The organism is Klebsiella sp. LTGPAF-6F (assembly GCF_001753185.1).
GTDB classification, from domain to species: domain Bacteria; phylum Pseudomonadota; class Gammaproteobacteria; order Enterobacterales; family Enterobacteriaceae; genus Klebsiella; species Klebsiella michiganensis.
Genome location: NZ_CP017451.1, coordinates 297,160 through 322,182, shown reverse-complemented (window position 1 = coordinate 322,182; position 25,023 = coordinate 297,160). Strand labels below are relative to the sequence as shown.

The 25,023-nt window shown below is 49.3% G+C and carries 21 protein-coding genes and 6 pseudogenes; 12 read left to right on the top strand and 15 right to left on the bottom strand.

Features of this window, described 5'->3' with window-relative positions:
* Positions 1–20 precede the first annotated feature (20 nt).
* Positions 21–2,708, top strand: a complete 2,688-nt coding sequence (ppl, locus tag BJF97_RS30485; RefSeq protein WP_000215804.1) for an anti-phage protein Ppl — start codon at positions 21–23, stop codon at positions 2,706–2,708.
* Positions 2,709–2,877: 169 nt separating this feature from the next.
* Here the strand turns inward: ppl and BJF97_RS35305 are convergent, their stop codons facing one another.
* The 4 genes from BJF97_RS35305 to BJF97_RS30470 all read right to left on the bottom strand — a co-directional run bounded on the left by BJF97_RS35305 (position 2,878) and on the right by BJF97_RS30470 (position 7,389).
* Complete coding sequence (locus BJF97_RS35305) at positions 2,878–3,669, bottom strand: hypothetical protein (protein WP_228706712.1); 792 nt, start codon at positions 3,667–3,669, stop codon at positions 2,878–2,880.
* Positions 3,623–4,708 carry a hypothetical protein gene (locus BJF97_RS35300; protein WP_228706711.1) on the bottom strand — a complete coding sequence of 362 codons (1,086 nt, stop codon included), beginning with the start codon at positions 4,706–4,708 and terminating at the stop codon, positions 3,623–3,625. Before BJF97_RS35300 ends, BJF97_RS35305 begins: the two co-directional genes overlap by 47 nt.
* Positions 4,709–5,229: 521 nt before the next feature.
* Positions 5,230–5,559: a hypothetical protein gene (locus BJF97_RS30475; RefSeq protein WP_022646501.1), complete on the bottom strand. Its 330-nt coding sequence runs from the start codon at positions 5,557–5,559 to the stop codon at positions 5,230–5,232.
* An 894-nt stretch (positions 5,560–6,453) separates the two neighbouring features.
* Entirely contained in the window at positions 6,454–7,389 is a 936-nt protein-coding gene (locus BJF97_RS30470) for a hypothetical protein (protein WP_000151478.1), read from the bottom strand.
* 178 nt (positions 7,390–7,567) lie between these two features.
* Between BJF97_RS30470 and BJF97_RS30465 the strand changes: the two genes are divergently transcribed.
* Together BJF97_RS30465 and BJF97_RS30460 are read left to right on the top strand one after the other, a co-directional pair.
* A complete protein-coding gene (locus BJF97_RS30465) occupies positions 7,568–8,395 on the top strand; it encodes a ParA family protein (RefSeq protein WP_000981293.1) in 828 nt (275 codons plus the stop codon).
* Positions 8,395–8,679 (top strand): hypothetical protein, encoded by a 285-nt coding sequence (locus BJF97_RS30460; protein WP_070083087.1) that lies wholly within the window; start codon positions 8,395–8,397, stop codon positions 8,677–8,679. The genes BJF97_RS30465 and BJF97_RS30460 overlap by 1 nt, the downstream gene beginning before the upstream one ends.
* A gap of 175 nt (positions 8,680–8,854) precedes the next feature.
* Here BJF97_RS30460 and BJF97_RS30455 read toward each other — a convergent pair whose 3' ends face one another.
* Complete coding sequence (locus BJF97_RS30455) at positions 8,855–9,550, bottom strand: hypothetical protein (RefSeq protein WP_070083086.1); 696 nt, start codon at positions 9,548–9,550, stop codon at positions 8,855–8,857.
* A gap of 530 nt (positions 9,551–10,080) precedes the next feature.
* Here BJF97_RS30455 and BJF97_RS30450 point away from each other — a divergent pair.
* The gene (locus BJF97_RS30450) at positions 10,081–10,704 is read left to right on the top strand and encodes an RES family NAD+ phosphorylase (protein ID WP_001071437.1); all 624 of its coding nucleotides are present in this window, start codon (positions 10,081–10,083) and stop codon (positions 10,702–10,704) included.
* Positions 10,705–10,734: 30 nt separating this feature from the next.
* Here BJF97_RS30450 and BJF97_RS30445 read toward each other — a convergent pair whose 3' ends face one another.
* Positions 10,735–11,412 (bottom strand): hypothetical protein, encoded by a 678-nt coding sequence (locus BJF97_RS30445; protein ID WP_000182008.1) that lies wholly within the window; start codon positions 11,410–11,412, stop codon positions 10,735–10,737.
* A 464-nt stretch (positions 11,413–11,876) separates the two neighbouring features.
* Between BJF97_RS30445 and BJF97_RS30440 the strand changes: the two genes are divergently transcribed.
* The 3 genes from BJF97_RS30440 to BJF97_RS34880 all read left to right on the top strand — a co-directional run bounded on the left by BJF97_RS30440 (position 11,877) and on the right by BJF97_RS34880 (position 14,788).
* A complete protein-coding gene (locus BJF97_RS30440; RefSeq protein WP_000174662.1) occupies positions 11,877–12,641 on the top strand; it encodes a tyrosine-type recombinase/integrase in 765 nt (254 codons plus the stop codon).
* Between the two features lie 19 nt (positions 12,642–12,660).
* Complete coding sequence (locus BJF97_RS30435; protein WP_007372351.1) at positions 12,661–13,755, top strand: hypothetical protein; 1,095 nt, start codon at positions 12,661–12,663, stop codon at positions 13,753–13,755.
* A gap of 133 nt (positions 13,756–13,888) precedes the next feature.
* Positions 13,889–14,788 (top strand): HEPN/Toprim-associated domain-containing protein, encoded by a 900-nt coding sequence (locus tag BJF97_RS34880; RefSeq protein ID WP_071532009.1) that lies wholly within the window; start codon positions 13,889–13,891, stop codon positions 14,786–14,788.
* Here BJF97_RS34880 and BJF97_RS30430 read toward each other — a convergent pair.
* From BJF97_RS30430 to BJF97_RS30400, 7 genes and pseudogenes are all read right to left on the bottom strand, one after another.
* Entirely contained in the window at positions 14,679–15,383 is a 705-nt protein-coding gene (locus tag BJF97_RS30430) for an IS6-like element IS26 family transposase (RefSeq protein WP_059331711.1), read from the bottom strand. The genes BJF97_RS34880 and BJF97_RS30430 overlap by 110 nt on opposite strands.
* Before the next feature lie 41 nt (positions 15,384–15,424).
* A pseudogene (locus BJF97_RS30425) lies at positions 15,425–15,634 on the bottom strand (glycerol dehydratase reactivase beta/small subunit family protein); the annotation flags it as partial.
* A 20-nt stretch (positions 15,635–15,654) separates the two neighbouring features.
* Entirely contained in the window at positions 15,655–16,818 is a 1,164-nt protein-coding gene (gene dhaT, locus BJF97_RS30420; RefSeq protein WP_023336801.1) for a 1,3-propanediol dehydrogenase, read from the bottom strand.
* A gap of 16 nt (positions 16,819–16,834) precedes the next feature.
* A pseudogene (locus BJF97_RS34875) lies at positions 16,835–17,029 on the bottom strand (IS3 family transposase); the annotation flags it as partial.
* Between the two features lie 146 nt (positions 17,030–17,175).
* Positions 17,176–18,156, bottom strand: coding sequence for an IS5-like element ISKpn26 family transposase (locus BJF97_RS30410; RefSeq protein WP_070083085.1), 981 nt, complete (start codon positions 18,154–18,156; stop codon positions 17,176–17,178).
* A gap of 172 nt (positions 18,157–18,328) precedes the next feature.
* Positions 18,329–18,619 (bottom strand): putative quinol monooxygenase, encoded by a 291-nt coding sequence (locus BJF97_RS30405; RefSeq protein ID WP_016241603.1) that lies wholly within the window; start codon positions 18,617–18,619, stop codon positions 18,329–18,331.
* Between the two features lie 119 nt (positions 18,620–18,738).
* A pseudogene (locus tag BJF97_RS30400) lies at positions 18,739–18,951 on the bottom strand (helix-turn-helix domain-containing protein); the annotation flags it as partial.
* Between the two features lie 67 nt (positions 18,952–19,018).
* Between BJF97_RS30400 and BJF97_RS34525 the strand changes: the two are divergent.
* From BJF97_RS34525 to BJF97_RS30380, 4 genes and pseudogenes are all read left to right on the top strand, one after another.
* A pseudogene (locus BJF97_RS34525) lies at positions 19,019–19,141 on the top strand (IS5/IS1182 family transposase); the annotation flags it as partial.
* Between the two features lie 64 nt (positions 19,142–19,205).
* Entirely contained in the window at positions 19,206–19,910 is a 705-nt protein-coding gene (locus tag BJF97_RS30390; protein ID WP_001067855.1) for an IS6-like element IS26 family transposase, read from the top strand.
* A gap of 54 nt (positions 19,911–19,964) precedes the next feature.
* Positions 19,965–20,566 (top strand): annotated as a pseudogene (locus BJF97_RS30385) (Tn3 family transposase); the annotation flags it as partial.
* Positions 20,567–20,650: 84 nt separating this feature from the next.
* Positions 20,651–21,672, top strand: a pseudogene (locus BJF97_RS30380) (IS110 family transposase).
* Between the two features lie 568 nt (positions 21,673–22,240).
* Here the strand turns inward: BJF97_RS30380 and BJF97_RS30375 are convergent.
* Positions 22,241–23,308 (bottom strand): hypothetical protein, encoded by a 1,068-nt coding sequence (locus BJF97_RS30375; protein WP_004197570.1) that lies wholly within the window; start codon positions 23,306–23,308, stop codon positions 22,241–22,243.
* Between the two features lie 85 nt (positions 23,309–23,393).
* Positions 23,394–23,648: an Hha/YmoA family nucleoid-associated regulatory protein gene (locus tag BJF97_RS30370; protein ID WP_004186931.1), complete on the bottom strand. Its 255-nt coding sequence runs from the start codon at positions 23,646–23,648 to the stop codon at positions 23,394–23,396.
* A gap of 176 nt (positions 23,649–23,824) precedes the next feature.
* Between BJF97_RS30370 and BJF97_RS30365 the strand changes: the two genes are divergently transcribed.
* Positions 23,825–24,961, top strand: a complete 1,137-nt coding sequence (locus BJF97_RS30365; RefSeq protein ID WP_004186933.1) for a tyrosine-type recombinase/integrase — start codon at positions 23,825–23,827, stop codon at positions 24,959–24,961.
* The last annotated feature ends 62 nt before the right edge of the window (positions 24,962–25,023 follow it).

The window sequence follows — 25,023 nt, the reverse complement described above, 5'->3', positions numbered from 1 at the left end:
CACCACATGGAAAAGAAACAATGACGGTAGGATCACGCTGGTTTAAATTTGATTTTCATAACCATACCCCGGCCTCAGATGACTACAAAGTCCCAGATCTCCAGCCCCGGGAATGGCTGCTGGCTTACATGCGGCAACAGGTCGACTGTGTTGTCATCAGTGACCATAACAGTGGGGCATGGATTGACGTGTTGAAAGCGGAACTGGCGAACATGTCCCGGGACGCCAGTTCCGGTGAACTGGCAGACTTCCGGCCGCTGACTTTGTTTCCCGGTGTGGAGCTCACGGCCACCGGCAACGTTCATATCCTCGCCGTGTTGCACACCCAGAGCACCAGTGCCGAGGTGGAACGGCTACTGGCACAGTGCAACAACAACTGTCCTATTTCGCGTGAAACCCCCAACCATCATCTTGTGCTTCAGCTGGGACCCGCGGGCATTATCAGTAATATCCGTCGTAACCCGGAAGCTATTTGTATCCTCGCACACATTGATGCGGCGAAAGGCGTTCTGACAAGCCTTACTAATCAGGGGGAACTGACGGCCGCTTTTCAGTCAAATCCTCATGCAGTGGAGATCAGACACCGGGAGGAGGAGATTACGAACGGGACTCACCGGCGTTTAATTGCGGATTTGCCATGGCTTCGGGGATCAGATGCGCACCACCCTGAACAAGCGGGAGTGCGCACCTGCTGGCTGAAGATGTCCGAGCCTGATTTTGACGGTCTCAGGCACGCATTACTCGATCCGGAAAACTGCGTGCTGTTTGATGATAATCCACCGGAGGCACCAGCTTCACATTTGCGCAGCCTGACATTCAGGACCCGTCTTTGCCAGCCGGCAGATCAGTATGGAGCCTCCGTTGAGTTTAGCCCGTTTTACAATGCGGTGATTGGCTCCCGGGGCAGTGGTAAATCCACGCTTATCGAAAGTATTCGTCTGGCCATGCGAAAAACCGAAGGGCTGACTGTGTCTCAACGCAACAAGTTGAACCAGTTTAGTCAGATGGGGATGGGCATGGATGCGGATTCTTTCATCGAATGTGTGTTCCGCAAAGAAGGCACAGATTTTAGGCTCAGCTGGCGACCCGATGGTCGTAATGAATTGCATATTTTCAGCGAAGGTCAGTGGGTGCAGGACAATCACTGGTCACCAGATCGTTTTCCCCTCTCAATATACAGCCAGAAAATGCTCTACGAACTGGCGTCAGACACAGGGGCATTCCTGCGCGTCTGTGACGAGAGTCAGGTAGTCAACAAACGCGCCTGGAAAGAGCGCTGGGATCAACTGGAAAGGGAATACCTGAATGAGCAAATAACGCTGCGTGGTCACCTGGCCAGCCAGACGATCGCAGATAAACTGCAGGGGGAGTTGTCTGATGCTGAACGGGCCGTCAGTCAGTTGCGGTCGAGCGCTTACTATCCGGTTTGCACCCGCCTGGCCACGGCTCGGGCTGAACTGTCTGCAGCAACGCTTCCTCTGGAGCATCATGAACAGCATGTCGCTGGTCTGAGGGCGCAGGAGAAAGAGCCAGTACAAGTCCCGGAGCTCCAGGTGGAGCCGTCTGCGACACTGACAGCATTTATGACGCGTCTTTCTGACGTACAGCAAAAGTATGACCAGCGTCTTGACACACTGTTGTCGGACTATGCCGCGGAACTCAGTACCATTAGGCAGGACCCCCCTCTTCTCGCACTGGAAGAGGCGGTGCGTAACCAGGAGGAAACTGTACAACGTGAGGCCATGGTGCTACGAGAACAGGGACTCAATCCGAATGTCCTCGATGAGCTGATGACGCGCTGTGAGTCGCTGAAGTCGGAACTGAGAAATTACGCCGATCTTGACGGGACGATCGCGGCCTCAGCAGCGAGATCCACAGGATTACTGGCTGAAATGCGTAACCACCGGATGGTATTGACGGAAAAGCGGAAGGCGTTTCTGTCCTCTCTGTCTCTCAGCGCGCTGGATATTAAAATTCTGCCGCTCTGTGCCCCACACGAAGACACCGTATCTGGTTATCAGGCGGTAACCGGGATCGGCAACTTTGCCGATCGTATCTATGATGATGGTGACGGGAGCGGGCTGCTTCATAGCTTCATCAGCTTGCGCCCGTACAGTCCGCTACCGTCGGCAACGGAAAACAAATATCTTGCGCTGGATACGCTTAAAGCTCTGCATCTTGCCATCCATCGCGAGGAGCCGGGAGCAGGGTCAGAGCTCCACGGAGCTTTCAGAAATCGCCTTAAAGGTCTGAATGATGCGCAACTGGATGCCCTGCAATGCTGGTATCCGGATGATGGGATCCACATTCGGTACCAGACGCCCGGAGGAGGGATGGAAGATATTTCCTCTGCCTCACCGGGACAAAAAGGGGCGAGCATGTTGCAGTTCCTGCTGTCATATGGCACCGATCCCCTCCTGCTGGATCAACCAGAAGACGACCTGGACTGCCTGATGCTGAGCATGAGCGTGATCCCTGCCATCATGGCAAACAAGAAACGCCGACAGCTGATTATCGTGTCGCATTCTGCCCCAATAGTGGTCAATGGTGATGCGGAATACGTTATCAGTATGCAACACGACCGCTCTGGCCTGCACCCGGGGCTTTGTGGAGCGCTTCAGGAGACGCCGGTGAAGGAACTGATTTGCCGACAAATGGAGGGAGGGGAAAAAGCATTTCGTTCCCGCTATGAGCGGATACTCAGCTGATAAACGGCACCATCCCTGGGACAGAGAGACATGTCAGAAGAGTGGCACCTGCGTGCCGCTGAGTATCTGAAAACCCGAACATAGACCCCGATCAGGCTGCCCCAAGAGTTTGATCGGGGCCTATGAGGCCGATGAGTTACCCTTTCTTCTGACAGTCTTCTCCTGAGTGTCAGTGGTGGGCATTGAGCCATGCTATCAAACGAGCATCGCTACGGGAAAGCGTCCCGTTTTTCAACTGATTATCAATGGCTGTGTATACTTTCTTTTCCGTGATCCCGTGAAGGGGGTTCAGTTCCCTGAAAACTGACTCACTGGTAAACTGGCACCGGGTAAATGCCTCCTCAGCGGTGCTGACGGTTGGGTGGATCACCACAATATTAAACAACGCGCTGATTGTTGCCCGCAGATAGTGTTCAAGGTTCACCGTCAGCAGGTCAATGTGCGGGCTGGTACCTGCATTGTGCACGATGGTATTTCTCAGCAGATACAGGCGGTGAAGATGTCGGGTGACTTTCTCGGCATGTTGCCCCAGTTTATCCGCCATTTTCTCGGGTGACGCACAGATCCCGGCAAGCTTACGCACCCGATACATGACATAGGGAAAGTGCTGTAAATCTGTCTGAAGTTCACGGACCCGGTCCGCATCTTTAAGAAGGGCATAGAGTTGCCCCAGCGGAAGTGAAGCGATCTCCGGTGTGCGCAAGGGGTGCCCTGGCTCTCGCAGAATGAAGCGCAGAACTTTTCTTAGAGAAAACAGTTGCTTAACAACATAGTCCAGCACCATACAGGGAGCCACAACACCGATGACATGCTGTTCATGTGATGGTGTGCCAGGGGCAACTCCTAGCGTTAATGATTCAAGCGCCGACCAGTAAGCGGTGAAACGACTCTCCTGAACTTGGCTTTCAATGCCGTTACGGAAAAACCGAAATGCGGAGCTGATTTTTTTTACGGGACACATCCGGTGTATCCGTGAACAGTCGGTTCATCGCCACCATAAAGCGCGCAAACTCCTCGTCCGTTAACCGGTCCGCGTTTGCCTCGATTTCATTATCGAAGCGCGGCACTTCTGTTTCGTCTTCATCCCTGATTATCATGAACTGTTTCTGGACGGTGATATCTCCCTTACCTACCATGTAGGCAATGACATCCAGGGATTCACGAAGCATCTGACCGGCCATGTTACGGGCAGATGTGTCAGACATTGAGCAAACCGGTATATCGACTGAGAGGGAGAAGCGTTGTCGGGCTTCATCAAGTGGCATGAACACACATCCGTTGAACTGCAGTGTGGGTCCTTGCGTGTTAAGTAGGGTGTGCAGTTTCTCACTGGTAATAAACATCCGAACAGTCACGTCCCGAGTAGGCGTTACCAGTTTCTGCCGGAACGAGTGAAAGGCGGCCCGGAAAGCGTTCGGTTCAGTACTCACATTCCTGAAAATATTGATGTACAGCAGGTAACATTCCGTCAGTGTCATACCCCGGGTGAGGAGTACACTCATCACTCCGTTTGTCAGTGAGTAAATATCCCGTGCATGGTGTTCATCCAGAGGGGGCCATGCAAACAGTTCCTGTTCAAGCATCTCAAGAGCCTCAGTGATATAACTGGCCTCGGTGATATCCGCCAGTTGTACACATAGGCTACAGATAAGACGAGGACGCTTTTCCACCGGGCTGCGAGTGGGGTCAACCAGCAAATCTCTGTCCAGAAGAGTCACCAGTTGAGCGGGGATGTCCTCAAATGCTTCTCTCCTGAGAACTTGATCGGTCTCGAGTAACTCGAGCAGTTCAGTGGCCACCCGGAGTCTTTTTTTATCGGCACTGAAACGATCTTCCATTTCGTAAAGAAATAGCAGTTCGCGGATGGTGCTGAGTGGATTGCTGTATCCGACCCGGTCAGTATCCGGGCTGTTTTTATGGCAGAAGTTGGACCAGCATTCAATAAAATAAAGCTGACGCTCGGTGAGTACATCCCTGCTCAGACGTCGGTCGATACGCATAGGTCTGGAAATCTCTTGTACAGTGAGTTATTATTTATTCATACCATATTTAAACCATCTGCCGCCATGCGGGGGATGTCACCGAAAAAAACGGCTCTCCCTTCCGTCAGTGGCTCAGTCCCGGGAAGGCTCAGGGCCTCATATCCAGAAAGCCACCCTTGCGGGTGGCTTTTTTTTCAGAAGTCCGGATGGTCCAGTGCAGGCAACTACCTGGCGACCCGGATGATGTCCGCCTCCCGCCAGAACAGTGCTTCATTCATGTACCAGAACAGGTGGCGACGGAAGACATTTTGCTGAGGACGTTCCCGACCAGCCTGCTGCACACGCAGTGAAAGCCAGGGCACACCCATCCATCATGATGGGTTGGAGATTGAACATTCAGTCATCTCAGGCAGAGTAAACCCGGTCTCTGACAGAACGCCTGTGGGACGTTTATTGATGAAATTCATTCTCTTCCCCATTTATATTCCCTGCTGACCCTACAGAAAACTGAAAGGAAGTCATGAGACAATCATGAAGGTTTAAGGCTGGCTGTCCGTCAGCATGACTGAATAGTGAATACCTTGTGGCAGATTGATTGAGAATGGTTTATTCAGTGTAAGCGGGATGGTCTTTGGTGCAATCGGTATTGTCCTGATACTGTCTCCTACCAGGCGAGCATTCACGTATCGCTCGTGATCATAGTAATTTATCTCACCACTGATCTCGGCCGTTCTGCTTTTTTCACCCGGAGACAAATCAATATACATCGTCGCTGCGGCAAATTTTCTGTCCAGCTCAGAGGTGAATGCTTTTCCAGGCATCGGTCGAAGTGCATACAGTATAGCGTTATGTGTATTGTCTTGTTTCATAAGGCTGTCCGCAGTTACGGTAATTATGGTTGCCCCTGATACTGGCGACTGCATTTCCGTTCTGAGGTACTGCGCACTGTTTTCTGATGGCACGGCACTGCATCCCATCAGCGAGAGGCATAAAACAGCGAGTCCTGTCATTCTGTTCAATTTAAATGTCCTTTATCCATTATCAATAATTGGTGGTCGCTCTGTCAGTATCGGCATGATTCATAAAATGTTGATACTGTTATGCCTGGACCCGAAAGATACGAAAGGCGAAAACTATCTTGCTCATAAGATAAATAGTGCTAGTTACCACTGCTTTGGCTGGAATGACCCCACGACAGAAGACAATTTATGTCCTCACGAAGAGGCCTGTTCGAAGATCTTCGAACTGAGGGCGCGGAGAAGGCTGCGACGATTCAACATTATCTGTAGCAATTCAGTTTCAGAGCAGATGTGCAAAACATTTTTCAATAGACAGCAAAACCGGAAATGTAACTTTCCATAAAATCAGAACACTGATTAACCCAATCTCCGGAGATTCACATGCCTTTCTCTGATTTTCTGAAAATCATTCAGAAGTTTCAGTGTGCAACTGTGCTGGAAAAAGTACTGATGCTGCTGTTTGTAATTCTGATCATTGTGCAACAGGTGATCGATACGTTCTGCAGTCGATAAGACCCGGCCGGTAAGAAAGCGGGGTTGGATTAGACGGGTTTCTTACACGCCGGTCACAGCCAAGTGTCCTGCCGGAACGACAGGACACAGCCTGAACACAACGGGATTTCTGGCAGAATAACCGTAACACCCACCTCTTTCTGCGGAGCGCCATCTATAGACATTCTTACGGAAAAAAACGACACCTGATGGACAGGTACCGAAGGGTTAAACCAGCCAGGCTGATTAGAGTTATGGGAGTATTAGCTTCGTTTCGTTTGTTTCAAGCAGCTGTACTTGTTCGTCAATCCACTGCCCTGCAACAGCAGCTTCACTGAAATCTACTACCGGGTTATCTATCAGTTTCTGAAGGAGCTGTTCAATACGATCTATCCGGTAATGGAGATCACGCATTTCGGCTAAAAAATCAAATTGCTCCTGGTGAAAGTGAGTGTACTCGAATTTCAACCGGTACCGGCCGTTATGATAATTAACCTGTTCCTCTGTGTGTTGCCTTGCCTTACGAACTTCGTCAGCCAGGAATGTGTCAACATCACGTGTTTCTAACTCTCCGCTAAGGCGCTGCAGGGCAGGAAAGTGGTCAGGATAACAAAGGGCGAAAGTAATCATCATTCCCTCTAAAAAATGATCCCCTAACGTTTTATTAATCCAGTCCTTCAGCCACTTGCAATGCCTTTGCAGCGTAGGATCTGCACCTACAGAGACTGGCTCATAGGCCGCTCGAGCGATAATATGGAACAGAAGCGCTACGCAGTACATTTTGCCTTTCGTGCTAACCTGAACGCGATCATCGTATTTGAGATTATATGGGTTGATGTTGGGCATAACATCATGACTGTAAACCAAAAACTCAAGCGACTCATCCATGACCTTCTCAAAACGCTGGCTGCGATTGTTTCTGTCACTGATAGAGCCGGCCTGATACCACCGGTCCGAAAGCTGTCGGTATCGACGGTAATAGTCATCCTCTTTTTGCTGAATAAACTGATTCCGGATCTGGGCGTCAATCCGACGTGCCAGACCGGAGAAATCGGGTAGGACAAATTTCTCTGGTTCATTTTTCGGAGATATAAGTGCTATGAATTCAGAAACCTGCATGTCTTTACTCTGAGGTCCATAACGTTTTCCTGACATGCGAGTGCCGATGAAAAAGCTTTCAATCGTCATAACTTACCTTTCAGTGTCTATTCAGAAATTTTAAGTGTGCACTAACTATTCCATAAAACTGCATATCAAGACAAAATATCAATCAGTATAAAAATACTTTTGTATTACATTTGTATTGCCAATGTGTGCGTAATGGATTACAACTACTCCTGACTGATAAACATAATCTGGAGCCGTTATGATGAACAAGCTACAGGAACGATATGCTCGCATAATTGCGATAATGAACAATAAAGGTGGTCCTGGTAAGACCAGTTCGGCTACCAATCTGGCTGTTCACTATGCCAGATCAGGGAAGCGGACGCTGTTGATTGACTCGGACCAGCAGGCCAATACGACAGAAGTCACCGCAAATGGTAAAAAGTACTATTCCATGTATGGTCCAACTATTTGCGATCTCTACAGCAATTCTCGATTTGATATCCGCGATGTCATCATCCCCGCGATGGCCGGTGATGCTCCTATCCCTAACCTGGATCTGATTCCGTCTGACCCGACGTTCGAAAAAATTATTGAACAGACCCTTACCCGCAGTCACCGCGAAAAAATCCTGGGCCGTCATCTCGAGAAAGTTCGCACTGAATATGATTACATCATTATTGACTGTGCACCTGGGCTCAATATCGCAACCGGCAATGCAATTTTTATCGCCGATCATGTTCTGGTACCTGTCGATGGCGGGAGTTTTTCTCTGAGTGGTCTTGAAATCATGCTGGACTATATGGATGAGATCTCTGAGGAAGATTATGCACGCTTCAGTGTATTCCGGAACAATTACAATGGTGCAAATAAGAAAATAAACACTTATATCGAAACCGCCCTGGGCTCGCACGAGAGAATTTCTCCGAGACTATTGAAAAGCCGGATTCGTACTGATCAGGCCATAGTACAGTCTCAGGTGGCTTGTCTTCCTCTGTACTACTACCAGAAAAGTGCAATGGCTTTAGTGGATTACGGCAAACTTGCCCGTGAGCTAGAAGAAATTATCAGCAGTGAGGCAGCATAATGTCTAAAGAACTTGTTCGACCTATAATGGAAAAACCTGAACGGGCCAGAAAACAAAGTAGCCTGACTAACATTGCGGCTAAAAAGAAAAATACGACAGGCGAAACACCAAAAACTATACGCATGACACCTGCGGAAAAGATGCTGGCGCAGGAACTGGTTGAGCAGATCCAGGCACTTACGCACAAGAACATTACGGTTTCCACATTACTTCGTGCAGGGCTGTACCTTGCTCAGTCAGCAGGACCAGAAAAAGTTCTGAAGGCGATTAAAGAGAACATTTAGCAATACAAATGAAATACATTTGTATTTCATCTTCAGACATCTTTCCTGCTCAGTCTGGCCTGCGGGATCAGCAGGCCATCTTGTCCAGTTGCTTAATTATCTCAAGTTCTTCTTTAAGCAAAACAGGGTACTGATGGGTACAGGATTTTAACATTAAGAACTGGCGATTCTGTCTTCATTTTTCGTGTATTTTTGAAGGGAGCCCTTTAAAAGCGTCTTCCCAGTAGAGTTCCCTTTCCTTATCATTAACAACTTTACTCATCCATGATTCCGAACGGTTCCAGCGAGCAGCAACTTCCTTCATGGTCCAGTTTTTTTCTTTTAATAATTTTTTAATCGTCTGAGTTGATAATCGGGCATTACTCCAGTTTTCAAGAGACTTTCTGGAAACATGAAAATCAAATTCAGGATATGTCTCTTCAAGTTTTTCTTTAGAAATAAAAGACCAGTTAGGTTCCTGGTACTGGTTGAAGTGAACCAGACTATATCGGTCATCCTGGGTTATGCTGATTTGAGATTCGTAATGTTCTACCCATACAGAATTCTCACGAACATACTCAAACAGAATTGATATCACTTCTTTACTTTTACGTTCCTGTGATTTAAATAAATCAAAAATCCCTTGCTGATTCTGTATTTTAATTGCACCGTCATTAATGAGTGCATTCACAGCTGATGCCCGTACACTCTCAACAGCATTGGTAATTGAAGTGTTATAATAATTTAACAACTGAGCACAGAAAAAAATTATCTTCCCGTTAACGATCTGAACTTTTAAATAGCAAAATCCCTCATCATCCCAGAAGGCTCTGAACTGCAGAGGAAGATATGTTTTTTTAAACCCTTCAATCAATCTGACACTGAGCTTCATCTTAGACTCCAACTGATTTTATAATGATAAATTGAACTATAGTTCAATATTTGTCAAATCAACGTGCAAACTGATGTCGAAAGAAGGCTGATACCTGTGGGAGATATTTTGATGCGGTAACAACCAGGACGGTCAGGATTTCTCACTCAATAGAATGAGTAACAACGCCAGCCAGAACCGGTAAAGACTGTAAGTGCATATCATCGGCACCGAATACAAATGAATTACAAAAGTAGTTCATTTGTATTCGGCGTAATTTCACTTAAAAGCTAATTAAATGTTCAATTCTTCAGCCGGTATTACACGGAAACCTACCAAAATTAGTTGGTTATATCATTTAGTTCATCCTTTACCGATCGTTCTAATACATCCAGCGCCAGGTGATGTATTATCAACTCAGTTGTCAGCTTAACGGGCAACTACCTCACGTTACGTCTGGATAACAGGCGCAACACACACGTAAATCTGAGAGGAATTCCACATGGAAACTCAAAGAATTCGATATATAAACTTTACAGAAGGAATCATCCATGAACCAATTTACAGAGGACCTACATAATGTAGTAGCTCAAATCTTAGCCGGCGCAGAAATCTCTGATAGTGAAATTTTCAAAGAATTAACTATTGAACCTGATTTTTACAAGGTGCAGGACCAGTATTACGGTGGAAATGGTATCTATTTCAACTCTGAATCAGAAACCCGCTTTTCACTGCGTAGCAAATCCAAAGGTGTATTGTATCTGGCCACCACGGCATTTACAGGGCTGAAAGAGTTTTATCAGGATGCTCCGCTTGTTGAAACTGAGGATCTTGAGAAAAACTGTATGGCGGTAATTCAGGCAGCACGCACAATCAAGATTATTGATTTAGCTGCCCTGGCGCCCCATCTGAAAACTCCGTTAGGTTATTTGATGGGCTCTAAAGCTGTCTATGAGGATACTCAGTGGCTGGCAGAAGTGCTTTCTCATTATGCTGATGGTATTGAATATTTGTCTCAACACACCGGCAAAACCTGTATCGCGTTGTGGTCTGACACCGTTGATGGAAACGGAATGCTGAAGAACATCTCAGTCACTCCGTTAATCCAGTTCAGTCTCAACGGACAAAGTACGCAGGCGATCTTAAAATCAAAGCTGGGTATTCTTACTCTCTGAGATTAAAAATGGGCCAAAAGGCCCATTTTTTTACATGGTATGGTTGGTACCAAAGTTTTCTGCCAGGATTCTGAAGTGGGTCATCTCTTCAGGCGTAGCGCCACGGCGCAGCGCGTCAACAATAGAGACATGTGTTTCAGTTCCCGGAATATCAACTTTACGGGTAAAGAAGTGACATTTCCGCACAGCACTGACCTTGTGTTTAATCAGGGATAATAATTCCGGGATGCCGGCCAGCATACCGCCTTCTGAATTATTCTCACGTGTGCAAAACTGAAATACCGGGTAAAGGTTTTCAGAACCCCATTTAATCTGAATAACTTCACCACGGTTTCCTCTTTTATGCAGGGTTGGCGGCGTGGTTGCCAGTATTTTTATAACGGCCGTTGATTTATGCACTCCGCCTGAATTCTCCAGCGACTTAAGAAATACTTCTCTCGCTTCAGCAAGATCTTCCTGGGCCTGTTTTTCAGGTGTCATGGTATTAATTAATGTCTGCAGCTGAGCCTGATTCTTTAATTCAGCCCAGAATGTTTCATCCTGCAGCGTGAGCAGTTCCAGTAACTTCTCGTGGGGCAGTTCATGCAGTGCTTCAACGAACTTGCTTCCCACATTCTGAATGCGGGTCTGCAGCAGCTGGATTTCAGTTTGCTCACGGTTTTTGAGGTGAGCACGGGCTTTATTAGGTGCATAACTGATGTTTGTCATAGTCGCCTCGTCTCGGGTGTTTAAGATTTCCATGACTTAAGAATACACAAAATCTTAAAGAAGTGCAATTTTTGTACTTCCTGCATTCCCTGCAAAATCTGCATTCCGATTTCCGCTATTTGAGGAAAGGTCGCCCAACTGAGGGCAGTTTGTCACAGAACACAACATACAGCCCTTCCCTCCCCTTCAGACCCCATCATCCAGGCAAAAAGGATCCTTTTTCGATCCTTTTGCGATCCCATACTCTCCTCACGCTAAAATATTTGTTTCTGATTTATGGTATATATCCAGAAAGCGGAAATTCAGTGCACACCGCTCTGCGGGTTTTTTCCGTGGCAGTCGCGGTCGCGAGCAACGAAAATGACAGCAGAATTTCATCAGATTGCGCTACGTGAAAAATGGCAGGGTTGCAGGGGTGTAACCCGACAGAATTTACGTAGCGTGAGCGGACCAACGGGGACACCATGACTCTGCCCTCTTTTATTAACGCCTCCCCTGCCCTGCCGGCGACAGGCCAGTCGGCTGGCCTGGACTACGGCCGCGCGCTTTCGCTACGCGAAATGGCCCGGCACTACACCGAGCTGCCAAAATATCTGCTGGCTCCGGAAGTGGCCGGACTGCTGCACTTTGTTCAGGACTGGGGTCAGCACGCTTTTTTTAATACGTTATGGAATACCGGGGCACGCCTGAACGAAGGCCTTGCCCTGAGACGGCGTGACTTTCACCTTAACGAGAGCATTCCGCATGTCGTTCTTCGCACCGCCAAACAGCGGCGTGCCGGCGGCGGCCGTCCGCGTAAGGGAAAAAGTGCCAACCGGGTGGTGCCGTTATCGGACCCGGCCTATGTCGATGAGATGCGCCGGCTGTTCGCCAGCACGAAGGAGCAGTTTGAAGATGATCCGATTACAGGCGAACGTCGCGCGCAACCGGTGTGGAATGTTTCCGACCGGACGGTGCGTAACTGGCTGGTCCGGGCTACTGATGCCGCGGATCGTGACGGCGTCAGACTGAGCATCGACGTCAGCCCCCATACCTTCCGGCACAGTTTTGCAATGCACCTTTTATATGGCCACGTTCACCCTAAGGTACTCCAGGGTCTGCTGGGGCATGAGAAGTTTGAGAGTACTGAGGTCTATACGAAAATATTTGCGCTCGACGTGGCTGCCAGTCAGCAGCTGCGCTTCACCCTCGATACACAGGATGCGCTGCAGCTACTGCGTATAAAATAGATAACCAAGTTGAGTTCCCATGAAAAAAACCAAATACAGATTTGAGAGTGATGACGATCCCTTTGTATCTAAAGATGTTTTGACTCTGATCGACAACGGACTTGTGTTTCTGGATAAGGCGCGTGAAGAATTGCAGGACTCCATGCCCAAATTTTCGATTGTCAGTTTCTGGACAGCGGTCGAGATCCTGCTGAAGGTACCTTTGTTACATGAGCACTGGAGTCTGGTGTGCTCCGGCAGGAAAATAGAGCGAGCAAGGTACCTTGCAGGTGATTTCCAGTCGGTGACATACGATGAAACATGTCAGCGATTAGCTGATGTTCTGGAACACCCTCTTCCTAAAGAAACCATCGACGTATTCAAAAAAGTCAAAGACCATCGCAACCGGGTGGTTCATTTTTATCATTCCGATTTCACAGACGAGCAATCAAAGAAAATTCTTCATGAACAGGCCGATGCCTGGTTTGCGCTAAATCGTTTTATGCGTGATCAGTGGTTTTCGATTTTTGGAGAGCCTCTGAACTCTAAGCTCGCATTAGACGAAGATGGAATGCTCCGGAGCTCGTTTTTTTATGCTGATGCTAAATTTCGTTATCTCAAGCCGGAACTTGATGGACTCGAAAAACAGGGATGTTCAGTCTCAGTTTGCCGCTCCTGTAGTAAAAAAGCTGCGGTTGATATGTGTATACATGAGGAAAGCGGAAATACCCTGCATGAATCTGACTGTCTGGTCTGCGGTACCAGGTCAGATCAGTATCTCGAAGTTACCTGCCCTGACTGCGGGATAAAGCAGAATTTATACGCTACCGGTGAAACAGAATTCACCTGCGTACAATGTAACCACTCTTCATCACGATACGATTTGCTTGATGAATGGGAGGGTAAACCAGAAGATTTTAGTCATTCTGGTCTTCCTGCAAGTTGTTCTGATTGTGACGGCTATGAGACGGTATGTGAGTACGGTGGTGGATACCTGTGCACCACCTGTCTCGTATTACATGACTCACTGGAAACCTGCGGATACTGTGGCGGGCATTCAACCTCAGTTCCTGAAATGAGCGGTCTTATAGGGTGTAACTTCTGTGATGGTAACGTGCGGTTGCTGGAGGAATAAGTATATAAATGAATTACATTTGAAATTCCTTTGAATTACAAATGTATGTCTTATGTAGTTATTATCTGGTACCTCTTAGAAACACAATAACAAATACAAATGAATTTCAAATGTATTACATTGAGGGTGTTCGATGTCAACGTGGACAGATATCTCTATCGGTAACTTCACTCTGTACGATACGCAGAATGACTATCATCAATGGTATTTTCAGAAGGCCGATCGTGTCAGGGAGATTGTCAAAGACGAGGACGGGAGCTGGTCAGAAGGAACGTTTATCGGCTATCGGACGACCGTGGCACAGATGCGCCGACGGTTACAGCTGAACGGATATGACCGGGCCGCTCTCGAACGGGATTTTTCGACTGCCATTGAGTCCTGGAAAACGGATTCTATTGCGGAGCTGGCCAAACTTGAAAGCGAAGAACATCCCCACGGAGAAAATTATCTTCAGTACAGAATCACCTGGCTGAAGCACGTCATCCCGGTTCTTGAAAATGCAACGCTGGATGACTGGCTTGACCGGTTAAATAAGGCGGCATGTTGGCCGAGTAACGAGAGAGATTTTGCCCAACTTTTGACGTGGATTGAAACCGGTGATCCTGTGCTTTCCCTGATGGTCAGCTCGGTTGACGGTGATTGCTCCTGGGTTCGTGATTCGAACTTTAATTTCCCGTGTACACAACGAGATTTTTACTCTTTAGCGATTCTGCTAATCACTGAGGATGGCGCTGTATGCGAACTGGACCTGAAATGGCTCATATCTGCCGAATTGACTGATGATTTTGACGATCTGGAAGAAAAACATGCGGGAGCCACTCAACCGCTTAGACATGCCAGACAGAGCCTCTCTGAGTTGAGTGCACTGGTAGGCACTGTTGCAAAGTTAGCGATGAGGCAGCCTTTTGTCTTATTCAAAGGCCTTACATTTCAAAAACTCTGCTTACCAGGCGCATTTCGCCCAGGGGATCACCATAATAAAATGCTGAGGCCTGGCCTTTGCGTAGTGCACGCATCACCTCAATACCTTTGATGGTGCCGTAAGCCGTCTTCATGGATTTAAATCCCAGCGTGGCGCCGATTATCCGTTTCAGTTTGCCATGATCGCATTCAATCACGTTGTTCCGGTACTTAATCTGTCGGTGTTCAACGTCAGACGGGCACCGGCCTTCGCGTTTGAGCAGAGCAAGCGCGCGACCATAGGCGGGCGCTTTATCCGTGTTGATGAATCGCGGGATCTGCCACTTCTTCACGTTGTTGAGGATTTTACCCAGAAACCGGTATGCAGCTTTGCTGTTACGACGGGAGGAGAGATAAAAATCGACAGTGCGGCCCCGGCTGTCGACGGCCCGGTACAGATACGCCCAGCGGCCATTGACCTTCACGTAGGTTTCATCCATGTGCCACGGGCAAAGATCGGAAGGGTTACGCCAGTACCAGCGCAGCCGTTTTTCCATTTCAGGCGCATAACGCTGAACCCAGCGGTAAATCGTGGAGTGATCGACATTCACTCCGCGTTCAGCCAGCATCTCCTGCAGCTCACGGTAACTGATGCCGTATTTGCAGTACCAGCGTACGGCCCACAGAATGATGTCACGCTGAAAATGCCGGCCTTTGAATGGGTTCATGTGCAGCTCCATCAGCAAAAGGGGATGATAAGTTTATCACCACCGACTATTTGCAACAGTGCCCCCACCCGCAGGGGCGAGCTTCTGGCCGCCAGGGAGCCCAGCGCAGCGGCGTCACCGCCTCCGTCATAGGTTATGGTCTGGCAGGGGACCCCCTGCTCCTCCAGCCCCCAGCACAGCTCATTGATGGCGCCGGCATGGTGCCCGCGCGGATCGTAAAACAGGCGTACGCCTGGCGGTGAAAGCGACATGACGGTCCCCTCGTTAACACTCAGAATGCCTGGCGGAAAATCGCGGCAATCTCCTGCTCGTTGCCTTTACGCGGGTTCGAGAACGCATTGCCGTCTTTCAGAGCCATCTCAGCCATGTAGGGGAAGTCGGCCTCTTTTACTCCCAGATCGCGCAGATGCTGCGGAATACCGATATCCATCGACAGACGCGTGATAGCGGCGATGGCTTTTTCCGCCGCGTCGAGAGTGGACAGTCCGGTGATATTTTCGCCCATCAGTTCAGCAATCTCGGCGAATTTCTCCGGGTTGGCGATCAGGTTGTAGCGGGCCACATGCGGCAGCAGGACAGCGTTGGCCACGCCGTGCGGCATGTCGTACAGGCCGCCCAGCTGGTGCGCCATGGCGTGCACGTAGCCGAGGTTGGCGTTATTGAAAGCCATCCCGGCCAGCAGAGAGGCATAGGCCATGTTTTCCCGCGCCTGCAGATTGCTGCCGAGGGCCACGGCCTGGCGCAGGTTGCGGGCGATGAGGCGGATCGCCTGCATGGCGGCGGCGTCCGTCACCGGGTTAGCGTCTTTGGAGATATAGGCCTCTACGGCGTGGGTCAGGGCATCCATCCCGGTCGCCGCGGTCAGGGCGGCCGGTTTACCGATCATCAGCAGCGGATCGTTGATAGAGACCGACGGCAGGTTGCGCCAGCTGACGATCACAAACTTCACTTTGGTTTCGGTGTTGGTCAGGACGCAGTGGCGGGTGACCTCGCTGGCGGTGCCGGCGGTGGTATTGACCGCGACGATAGGCGGCAGCGGGTTGGTCAGGGTCTCGATTCCGGCATACTGGTACAGATCGCCCTCATGGGTGGCGGCGATGCCGATGCCTTTGCCGCAATCGTGCGGGCTGCCGCCGCCCACGGTGACGATGATGTCGCACTGTTCGCGGCGAAACACGGCGAGGCCGTCGCGCACGTTGGTGTCTTTCGGGTTCGGCTCGACGCCGTCAAAGATCGCCACCTCGATCCCGGCCTCCCGCAGATAATGCAGGGTTTTGTCCACCGCGCCATCTTTAATTGCCCGCAGGCCTTTGTCGGTGACCAGCAGGGCTTTTTTCCCCCCCAGCAGCTGGCAGCGTTCGCCGACTACGGAAATGGCGTTGGGGCCAAAAAAGTTAACGTTTGGCACCAGATAATCAAACATACGATAGCTCATAATATACCTTCTCGCTTCAGGTTGTATGGGTCCACCACATATTGCAATTTTTACTCTCACGTAAAATATAGTCCACTGGCGTCATCAGTTCGAGTGATTTATGTGGCCTTTTGCTGTTATACAGCACCAGATATTCAGCCATTCTTTGATTAAACAAATTCAGGTCCTCAAAAAGCAACAATTCATTGAATTCAATAAATTGTTCTCTAAGGAAGGTGCGAATAAGCAGGTCATTTCTTCCCAAGCTGACTCGCTGATTAAAATTTCGCGGATCTGGGCCGATTTTTTTCCCGCAAACACATCGAATCAGCCTATTTAGGCTATTTTTTCCACCATTTCTGGCGTTATTTCCGGTTTTTACTGAGATCTCTCCCACTGACGTATCATTTGGTCCACCCGAAACAGGTTGGCCAGGGTGAATAACATCGCCAGTTGGTTATCGTTTTTCAGCAGCCCCTTGTATCTGGCTTTCACGAAGCCGAACTGCCGCTTGATGATGCGAAACGGGTGCTCCACCTTGGCACGGATGCTGGCTTTCATGTATTCGATGTTGATGGCCGTTTTGTTCTTGCGCGGATGCTGCTTCAAGGTTTTTACCCTGCCGGGACGCCCGGCGATCAGCCAGTCCACATCCACCTCGGCCAGCTCCTCGCGCTGTGGCGCTCCTTGGTAGCCGGCATCGGCTGAGACAAATTGCTCCTCTCCATGAAGCAGATTACCCAGCTGATTGAGGTCATGCTCGTTGGCCGCGGTGGTGACCAGGCTGTGGGTCAGGCCACTCTTGGCATCGACACCAATGTGGGCCTTCATGCCAAAGTGCCACTGATTGCCTTTCTTGGTCTGATGCATCTCCGGATCGCGTTGCTGCTCTTTGTTCTTGGTAGAGCTGGGTGCCTCAATGATGATGGCATCCACCAAAGTGCCTTGGGTCATCATGACGCCTGCTTCGGCCAGCCAGCGATTGATGGTCTTGAACAATTGACGGGCCAGTTGATGCTGCTCGAGCAGGTGGCGGAAATTCATGATGGTGGTGCGATCCGGCAGGGCGCTATCCAGGGATAATCGGGCAAACAGGCGCATGGAGGCGATTTCGTACAGGGCATCTTCCATGGCACCGTCGCTCAGGTTGTACCAATGCTGCATGCAGTGAATACGCAGCATGGTCTCCAGCGGATAGGGCCGTCGGCCATTGCCCGCCTTGGGATAAAACGGCTCGATGACAGCGGTCATATTCTGCCATGGCAGAATCTGCTCCATGCGGGAGAGGAAAATCTCTTTTCGGGTCTGACGGCGCTTAGTGCTGAATTCACTATCGGCGAAGGTGAGTTGATGGCTCATGATGTCCCTCTGGGATGCGCTCCGGATGAATATGATGATCTCATATCAGGAACTTGTTCGCACCTTCCCTGAGCTTTCGTTTATCGACCGTCGCACCTTTGTGCTCTCAGCCATCGGCAATTGCCACGGGCAGGTCGTCGACTCGCCGGATAACCAGCGAGCCGGTCGTTCGTCAGACGGAGGTGGTCAAGGTTGTGACCTGTAGATCCGCAATACCTTCAATTGCGCGAACCAGCGCGCCGAAAGGGGCAGCCTGAGCGTGTTGCTCCAGCATCTTCGCGGACTGCCAGCGCTCAATCATCACGAACTGGTGATCGTTCTCGCGGTTCAGATGCAGTTGATACAGCTCGCAGCCCGGTTCGCCCTGGACGTCACGCTCTACCGTCTTCAGCGCCTGAAGGACTTTCTCACGCGAGCCTGAATGCGCGGTAATGGTGGCCACAATAGTCACAGCGTCATGCATTTTCATATTCCTTTTGATGAGTTAAGCGATGGCATAAGCATACACCCGTGGCGGCGGTTGAAAATCCTTTTTTTGTGCTAATACCTTCACTTTTCGGGTGAAAATGCGGGTATCAGGGTTTATCGCCCACTGCGTAACGACTGCGGCGGAATGCCGTAACCACGGATAAACACTTCCCGCATATGGCGTCCGTCACGAAAGCCTGATTCACGGGCGATAGAATCCAGAGACAGGTGGCTTTGTTCAATCATCAGCCTGGCAGCCTCCAGCCGAAGCCCTTCAATGGCTTTAGCCGGTGACTTTCCCGTTTCCTGGCGAAACAGACGGCTAAGGAAGGTGCGAACAAGTTCCTGATATGAGATCATCATATTCATCCGGAGCGCATCCCAGAGGGACATCATGAGCCATCAACTCACCTTCGCCGATAGTGAATTCAGCACTAAGCGCCGTCAGACCCGAAAAGAGATTTTCCTCTCCCGCATGGAGCAGATTCTGCCATGGCAGAATATGACCGCTGTCATCGGGCACTGTTGCAAATAGTCGGTGGTGATAAACTTATCATCCCCTTTTGCTGATGGAGCTGCACATGAACCCATTCAAAGGCCGGCATTTTCAGCGTGACATCATTCTGTGGGCCGTACGCTGGTACTGCAAATACGGCATCAGTTACCGTGAGCTGCAGGAGATGCTGGCTGAACGCGGAGTGAATGTCGATCACTCCACGATTTACCGCTGGGTTCAGCGTTATGCGCCTGAAATGGAAAAACGGCTGCGCTGGTACTGGCGTAACCCTTCCGATCTTTGCCCGTGGCACATGGATGAAACCTACGTGAAGGTCAATGGCCGCTGGGCGTATCTGTACCGGGCCGTCGACAGCCGGGGCCGCACTGTCGATTTTTATCTCTCCTCCCGTCGTAACAGCAAAGCTGCATACCGGTTTCTGGGTAAAATCCTCAACAACGTGAAGAAGTGGCAGATCCCGCGATTCATCAACACGGATAAAGCGCCCGCCTATGGTCGCGCGCTTGCTCTGCTCAAACGCGAAGGCCGGTGCCCGTCTGACGTTGAACACCGACAGATTAAGTACCGGAACAACGTGATTGAATGCGATCATGGCAAACTGAAACGGATAATCGGCGCCACGCTGGGATTTAAATCCATGAAGACGGCTTACGCCACCATCAAAGGTATTGAGGTGATGCGTGCACTACGCAAAGGCCAGGCCTCAGCATTTTATTATGGTGATCCCCTGGGCGAAATGCGCCTGGTAAGCAGAGTTTTTGAAATGTAAGGCCTTTGAATAAGACAAAAGGCTGCCTCATCGCTAACTTTGCAACAGTGCCCGCTTCAGTCACTGATATCAACGACCAGCCTGAATCTGAAAGAGATCGAAATTCACTGGCGTGAAGTGCTGCGTCTGGCAACCTCGATAAAGCAGGGAACCGTGACGGCATCCCTGATGCTGAAAAAGCTTGCCAGCTACCCCAAGCAAAACGGACTTGCCAAAGCATTGAGAGAAATTGGCCGTATTGAACGAACGCTGTTTATGCTCGACTGGTTCCGCGATCCGGCACTGCGTCGGCGTGTACAGGCGGGACTGAATAAAGGAGAAGCCCGTAACGCGCTGGCGCGTGCGGTATTCCTGCACCGGCTGGGTGAAATCAGGGACCGAAAACCGGAAAATCAGAGCTATCGCGCCAGTGGACTAACGCTCCTGACAGCTGCCATATCCCTGTGGAATACCGTCTATATGGAAAGAGCGGTCGATGCGCTGAAGCGTAAAGGGGTGAAGATCAACGAGCAACTGCTGTCGCATTTGTCGCCCTTAGGCTGGGAGCACATCAATCTGACAGGAGATTATATCTGGAAAAGCAACCGGATACCCGCTTCCGGTAAGTTTCGTCGGCTGAGGCCAGCTAAAGTAGAAAGGTCAAAAAACAACCTTAACGAATGGAAGGGACTTCCCCTGATTATGCGCCTGATTAACTCTTGTGCAATCATGGGGTACACATCGTCCCGGAGGAATTCGTTATGACTATCACGACTGTCGGTATCGATCTTGCTAAAAATGTGTTTGCTGTTCACGGTGTTGATCAAAATGGTAGAACTGTTCTGGTTAAGCCTAAAGTATCGCGTGCTGCACTTCCTGAGTTAATTGCAAGTTTGCCTCCCTGTGTTATCGGGATGGAAGCATGCTCCGGGGCTCACTACTGGGCAAGATTGTTTCGGCAGTATGGTCATGAGCCACGTCTGATGGCTGCTAAGTTTGTATCGCCTTATCGTATGGCCGGAAAATCAGGAAAAAATGATGCAGCTGATGCTCAGGCTATCTGTGAAGCTGTTCGTCGTCCGCATATGCGGTTCGTACCAGTGAAAGACGAAAGCCAGCAGGCCATGCAGTGTTTACATCGTACCCGTCAGGGTTTTATCGAAGAGAAAACAGCAACGTATAATCGTCTGCGAGGATTGATATCTGAATTCGGTGTCATCGCGCCACAAAGTGCTGATGCCCTGCGCCACATGGTTTCTGTGCAGAAGAGCTCTTTACCGCTTCAGGTTCAGCAATGTGTTGATGATTTGATGGAACACGTTGATCGCATTGAAGCTAACATCACTGAATATGACCGAATTTTGTCCCACATAGCCAAAACAGATCATCGCAGTCAGCGGCTGATGGAGCTAAAGGGCGTTGGTCCCACAACGGCCTGTGCACTGGTCGCCAGTATCGGTAATGCACATGATTTTAAAAATGGACGTCAACTGGCAGCCTGGCTGGGGCTGACGCCATCACAATACAGCAGCGGGGGAAAGTCGAAACTCGGCAGGATCACAAAAGCCGGTGATTCGTATCTGCGAACGCTTCTGGTTCAGGGGCTCGTTCAGTGCTTATTGGCGCCGGGAAAAGGACTGACTCATTCAGCCGTTGGGTTTGTATGTTGGTTGAGCGCAGAGGGTACTGGCGGGCTGTTGTGGCCATCGCCGCCAAAAATGCGCGGCTGTGTTGGGCATCACTACATTACGGTGATGATTTCCGGCTGTACTCAGTCAACTAAAGCTCGAAGCTGTATAACCATCTGACCTGCAATTCGTTGATGATAAAGGGTTAGACCCCGTGAGGCCTATCTGGCTATTGTACAGGATATACGTATCCGCTTAACGAACAAGAACCTCACGCGCGTCTTTCATCAGGGCCCGAATCGATGACGATTCATCATGGCCGTTTATAGTACCGCAGTCTCTCCCCTTTATTTTTACTGAAGAGCAGACAGAAACCATAAATACCGGCTTTGACATGCCGGGGAAGTCCTTATAGTACAATAATTTTCGATATCCAAACTGACCCCAGGATGAGCACCGGCAGCGGCCCTGTTTGCCCGCCAGCGTTGAGGATGAGCACCGGTAGCGGATCCGTTTACCCGCCAGCGTTGAGAATGATTCCCCTCCACCGACCCCGTTAACACGCCAGCGTTGACACTACCAGCGACTACAGTCGACATTAAAATCGCCGTGACCTGCTGCAGCGTGATATACGCCCGGCTGGCATCAAAAGAATCTTAACCAAACAGCACACATCCAGCGGTACAGGAGGCCAGATTTAACCCGGGGCAGAAACAGATTGATCTATAGCGACTTGTTAGGATCATTTAGCAAAAACCAATCCCGAAAGGCCTGCTTGCTATCGAAGGTGGGAAGGTTATGTATGGACAAGTTCCAGTTAATGATTTTCACTATAAAAGACAAAAATTCAATTTCAGCCTCATTCAGTACACCCTCTCCTTTTTTCCGTATATAGAAGTCATACCATCGTTCGTAGGCGGCAACATTGATAGATTCAGATGCTTCCAGAAGCCGGGGGATATAATAAACCAGTTCTTCAAAGGCAATACTGCCTTGAGGGATATCAGAACGGCTCAGGCGACAAAGAAGGTTAATCGTGGCTCGAAGGTGATGCCACTGCTGTGCCGGGGAGGATGGGAGGGCGTTCATGCTTATCGGAAGTTCATGAGGAATTAAAGCAAGGATCTGATTTCCACTGGTAGACAGCTCACGCCGGTACTGGTGTAAAGTATGGTGTTTAACCTTCTTCATCATAGGATGGTAGATCCATTTTTTCGCTTCCTCAGAAACGAAAAGTAACTTTTCTATCGCATCCATCATCTTTATGCCTTCCCCATTCTCACGATATGGAGCGATGATACTTTCAATCCGAACGGCATCGATCTCCACCAGCGCCAGCTGGTCTGTTTGCGCTAACAGGTCTGGATTGGGCTGGATATCCTCCGACGTATCATTAATAAATATCCCGATTGTCGTATCGTTACATATCCCTGTGAGGTCAGCATTAAGGCCACAAACAATCCCACCACCAGCGAGATTTTTGAGGTTAACTATCCCTTTCTCCTTACCCTGCAGAAGATGAGGGAGAGCAAGGTATTTTTTTTCCTGTATTTTCACCTTTATGTATTTTTTTATATGTTGTAGTGTGAGCTCACTACAAACCCCTTTTACTTCTGTGCTGTGGCTAAAATGCCATTTTTTATTTTGACCCTGTTTGGCAATCAGGGAGGTCCCACAGATGAGGCAGATACAGTTACACGAAAGCCCATTTTCAACGCTGGCGATATCAACAATTTTATTTGAATCCGTATCAAATCCAAACGGGATCCATTTTTGTGCATTACGTCGCATGTATATTCCTCGTTAAAAATGAGTAAAGGAATTCTACATCATCCGTTTTTATCAAACCTGGAATAACAGCGTCTAATTACATTATTCATATCTCATCGGGGATGAGATGCCACATGGAAGCAGGTATTTTGTCATAGTTTTTTTTCATGTAGATCTCAGCCCTGCGGTGATCATAAGCTCCGTTCAGGCTGGTTATCTTATTCATATCCCCACCTTCATCATTTAATTTATCCAGGATACGCTCAAACACTCGGTCAAGGGTTTCAGTCGTACTGCACTTTCTGAACTTCAGGAGATAGGTTTCTCTCAGGCTACTGTGCGCATTTGGGCTTTTCAACAACGACGCTCCGGGGCATGTTCAAAAACACTGGCTATTTTCGAAAACAGTAAACGAAGTTCCACGCACAGGCAAGAGAAGCCATTTGATTAATTCACGTTCTGCCTGGATTTGAAAAAAAACAATGTTACTATACTGGCTATAAAAACAGTATCAGTGAAAAGACATGAGATCTTCCCATGACAGATAAAACCAAACTGGTTGCTATCTCACGAACCGATGACATAAGTGCTCTGGATGCACTCAAGCTGTTGCGGTTTCGCCGGTACAATACGGCCAGAAGTCAGTTAAGGGTCACGAGTGTCTGGTCTGCATGGTGCGCCAGGCACGGTCTGACCCCCTTCCCGGTCACAGCGGTTGATGTCGAGCGCTATATTAATGGGCTGAATGGATCCGTTAAAATGGCGACTATCTCTCATTTTATTGCATGCCTTTCAAGCGTTAACAGCAGCCTGGGTTTTCCAGACTTCCGCAACGTTCTGATAAAAGCACTGGTTCAGGTATGGCGGGCGCGGGAGAATGAGAAAAAAATCGTCACCGGTCAGGCCCTTCCATTTCTTATATCCGATCTCAATATTCTTCGCCGGTCGCTGCATAAAAGCGACGACCTGAGAGACATACGGGACCTTGCAATGATATGGGTTGGGTTTGAAACCCTGCTGCGTAACGTGGAAATTCGAAGGATTAAAACCGGCGACCTGAAATGGCAAAATGACACGTCCTGTTACCTTCTGGATGTCATGCGGACCAAGACAAGCCTTTCAAGTAACCTGACATTTCAGCTCTCACCACAATGCAGTCAGCATGTCAGACGGTTGATTGAGACGGTGGAATACACCGATACCGAAACCTTCGGGCACCGTTTTCTTTTTCAGCCTGTAAACATCCATACGAACCGATATTTCCCGTCCACCAGCAGTAAGCTATCCCGGGGTAAATCCATAGACAGGATGCTGGTCAAAGCAGGATTCAGTGAGGGGTTACTGACGCAGTTACAGAATGAATCAAAGGTATCACGGGAAGATGTTGGAATGCTGTCCTCTAATTCACTGAACCAGGCATTTGCACGCCTCTGGGGGATTGCCGGGAAGGTCAGCGACAGTAACCGACAGTCCGGGCGGTACCGGACATGGACAGGACACAGTGTGCGTGTGGGGGGAGCCATAGAGCTGTTTAAGGCCGGGTACTCCCTGGAAAAGATTACCGAGATGGGGAACTGGTCTGATCCAAAGATGGTCTTCCGTTATATCCGTGGATATCTTGCCAGTGAAAAAGCCATGGTAAGCTTTATGCGTAATCATCTGGACGACATATAGATTTTACTGAGAGAAACGCCAGCACTCAGCAACATGTTTCTGAGCGCTGGTCACTTATGAAC

Coding starts and splice junctions, on each gene's coding strand:
- BJF97_RS30405 (WP_016241603.1), bottom strand. CDS start 18,619: ATGCATGACGCTGTGACTATTGTGGCCACCATTACCGCGCATTCAGGC.
- BJF97_RS30450 (WP_001071437.1), top strand. CDS start 10,081: ATGAACCAATTTACAGAGGACCTACATAATGTAGTAGCTCAAATCTTA.
- BJF97_RS30410 (WP_070083085.1), bottom strand. CDS start 18,156: ATGAGCCATCAACTCACCTTCGCCGATAGTGAATTCAGCACTAAGCGC.
- ppl (WP_000215804.1), top strand. CDS start 21: ATGACGGTAGGATCACGCTGGTTTAAATTTGATTTTCATAACCATACC.
- BJF97_RS30430 (WP_059331711.1), bottom strand. CDS start 15,383: ATGAACCCATTCAAAGGCCGGCATTTTCAGCGTGACATCATTCTGTGG.
- BJF97_RS30375 (WP_004197570.1), bottom strand. CDS start 23,308: ATGCGACGTAATGCACAAAAATGGATCCCGTTTGGATTTGATACGGAT.
- BJF97_RS35300 (WP_228706711.1), bottom strand. CDS start 4,708: ATGCGTATCGACCGACGTCTGAGCAGGGATGTACTCACCGAGCGTCAG.
- BJF97_RS30435 (WP_007372351.1), top strand. CDS start 12,661: ATGAAAAAAACCAAATACAGATTTGAGAGTGATGACGATCCCTTTGTA.
- BJF97_RS30475 (WP_022646501.1), bottom strand. CDS start 5,559: ATGAAACAAGACAATACACATAACGCTATACTGTATGCACTTCGACCG.
- BJF97_RS35305 (WP_228706712.1), bottom strand. CDS start 3,669: ATGTGTCCCGTAAAAAAAATCAGCTCCGCATTTCGGTTTTTCCGTAAC.
- BJF97_RS30440 (WP_000174662.1), top strand. CDS start 11,877: ATGACTCTGCCCTCTTTTATTAACGCCTCCCCTGCCCTGCCGGCGACA.
- BJF97_RS30465 (WP_000981293.1), top strand. CDS start 7,568: ATGATGAACAAGCTACAGGAACGATATGCTCGCATAATTGCGATAATG.
- BJF97_RS30470 (WP_000151478.1), bottom strand. CDS start 7,389: ATGACGATTGAAAGCTTTTTCATCGGCACTCGCATGTCAGGAAAACGT.
- BJF97_RS30365 (WP_004186933.1), top strand. CDS start 23,825: ATGACAGATAAAACCAAACTGGTTGCTATCTCACGAACCGATGACATA.
- BJF97_RS30455 (WP_070083086.1), bottom strand. CDS start 9,550: ATGAAGCTCAGTGTCAGATTGATTGAAGGGTTTAAAAAAACATATCTT.
- BJF97_RS34880 (WP_071532009.1), top strand. CDS start 13,889: ATGTCAACGTGGACAGATATCTCTATCGGTAACTTCACTCTGTACGAT.
- BJF97_RS30445 (WP_000182008.1), bottom strand. CDS start 11,412: ATGACAAACATCAGTTATGCACCTAATAAAGCCCGTGCTCACCTCAAA.
- dhaT (WP_023336801.1), bottom strand. CDS start 16,818: ATGAGCTATCGTATGTTTGATTATCTGGTGCCAAACGTTAACTTTTTT.
- BJF97_RS30460 (WP_070083087.1), top strand. CDS start 8,395: ATGTCTAAAGAACTTGTTCGACCTATAATGGAAAAACCTGAACGGGCC.
- BJF97_RS30390 (WP_001067855.1), top strand. CDS start 19,206: ATGAACCCATTCAAAGGCCGGCATTTTCAGCGTGACATCATTCTGTGG.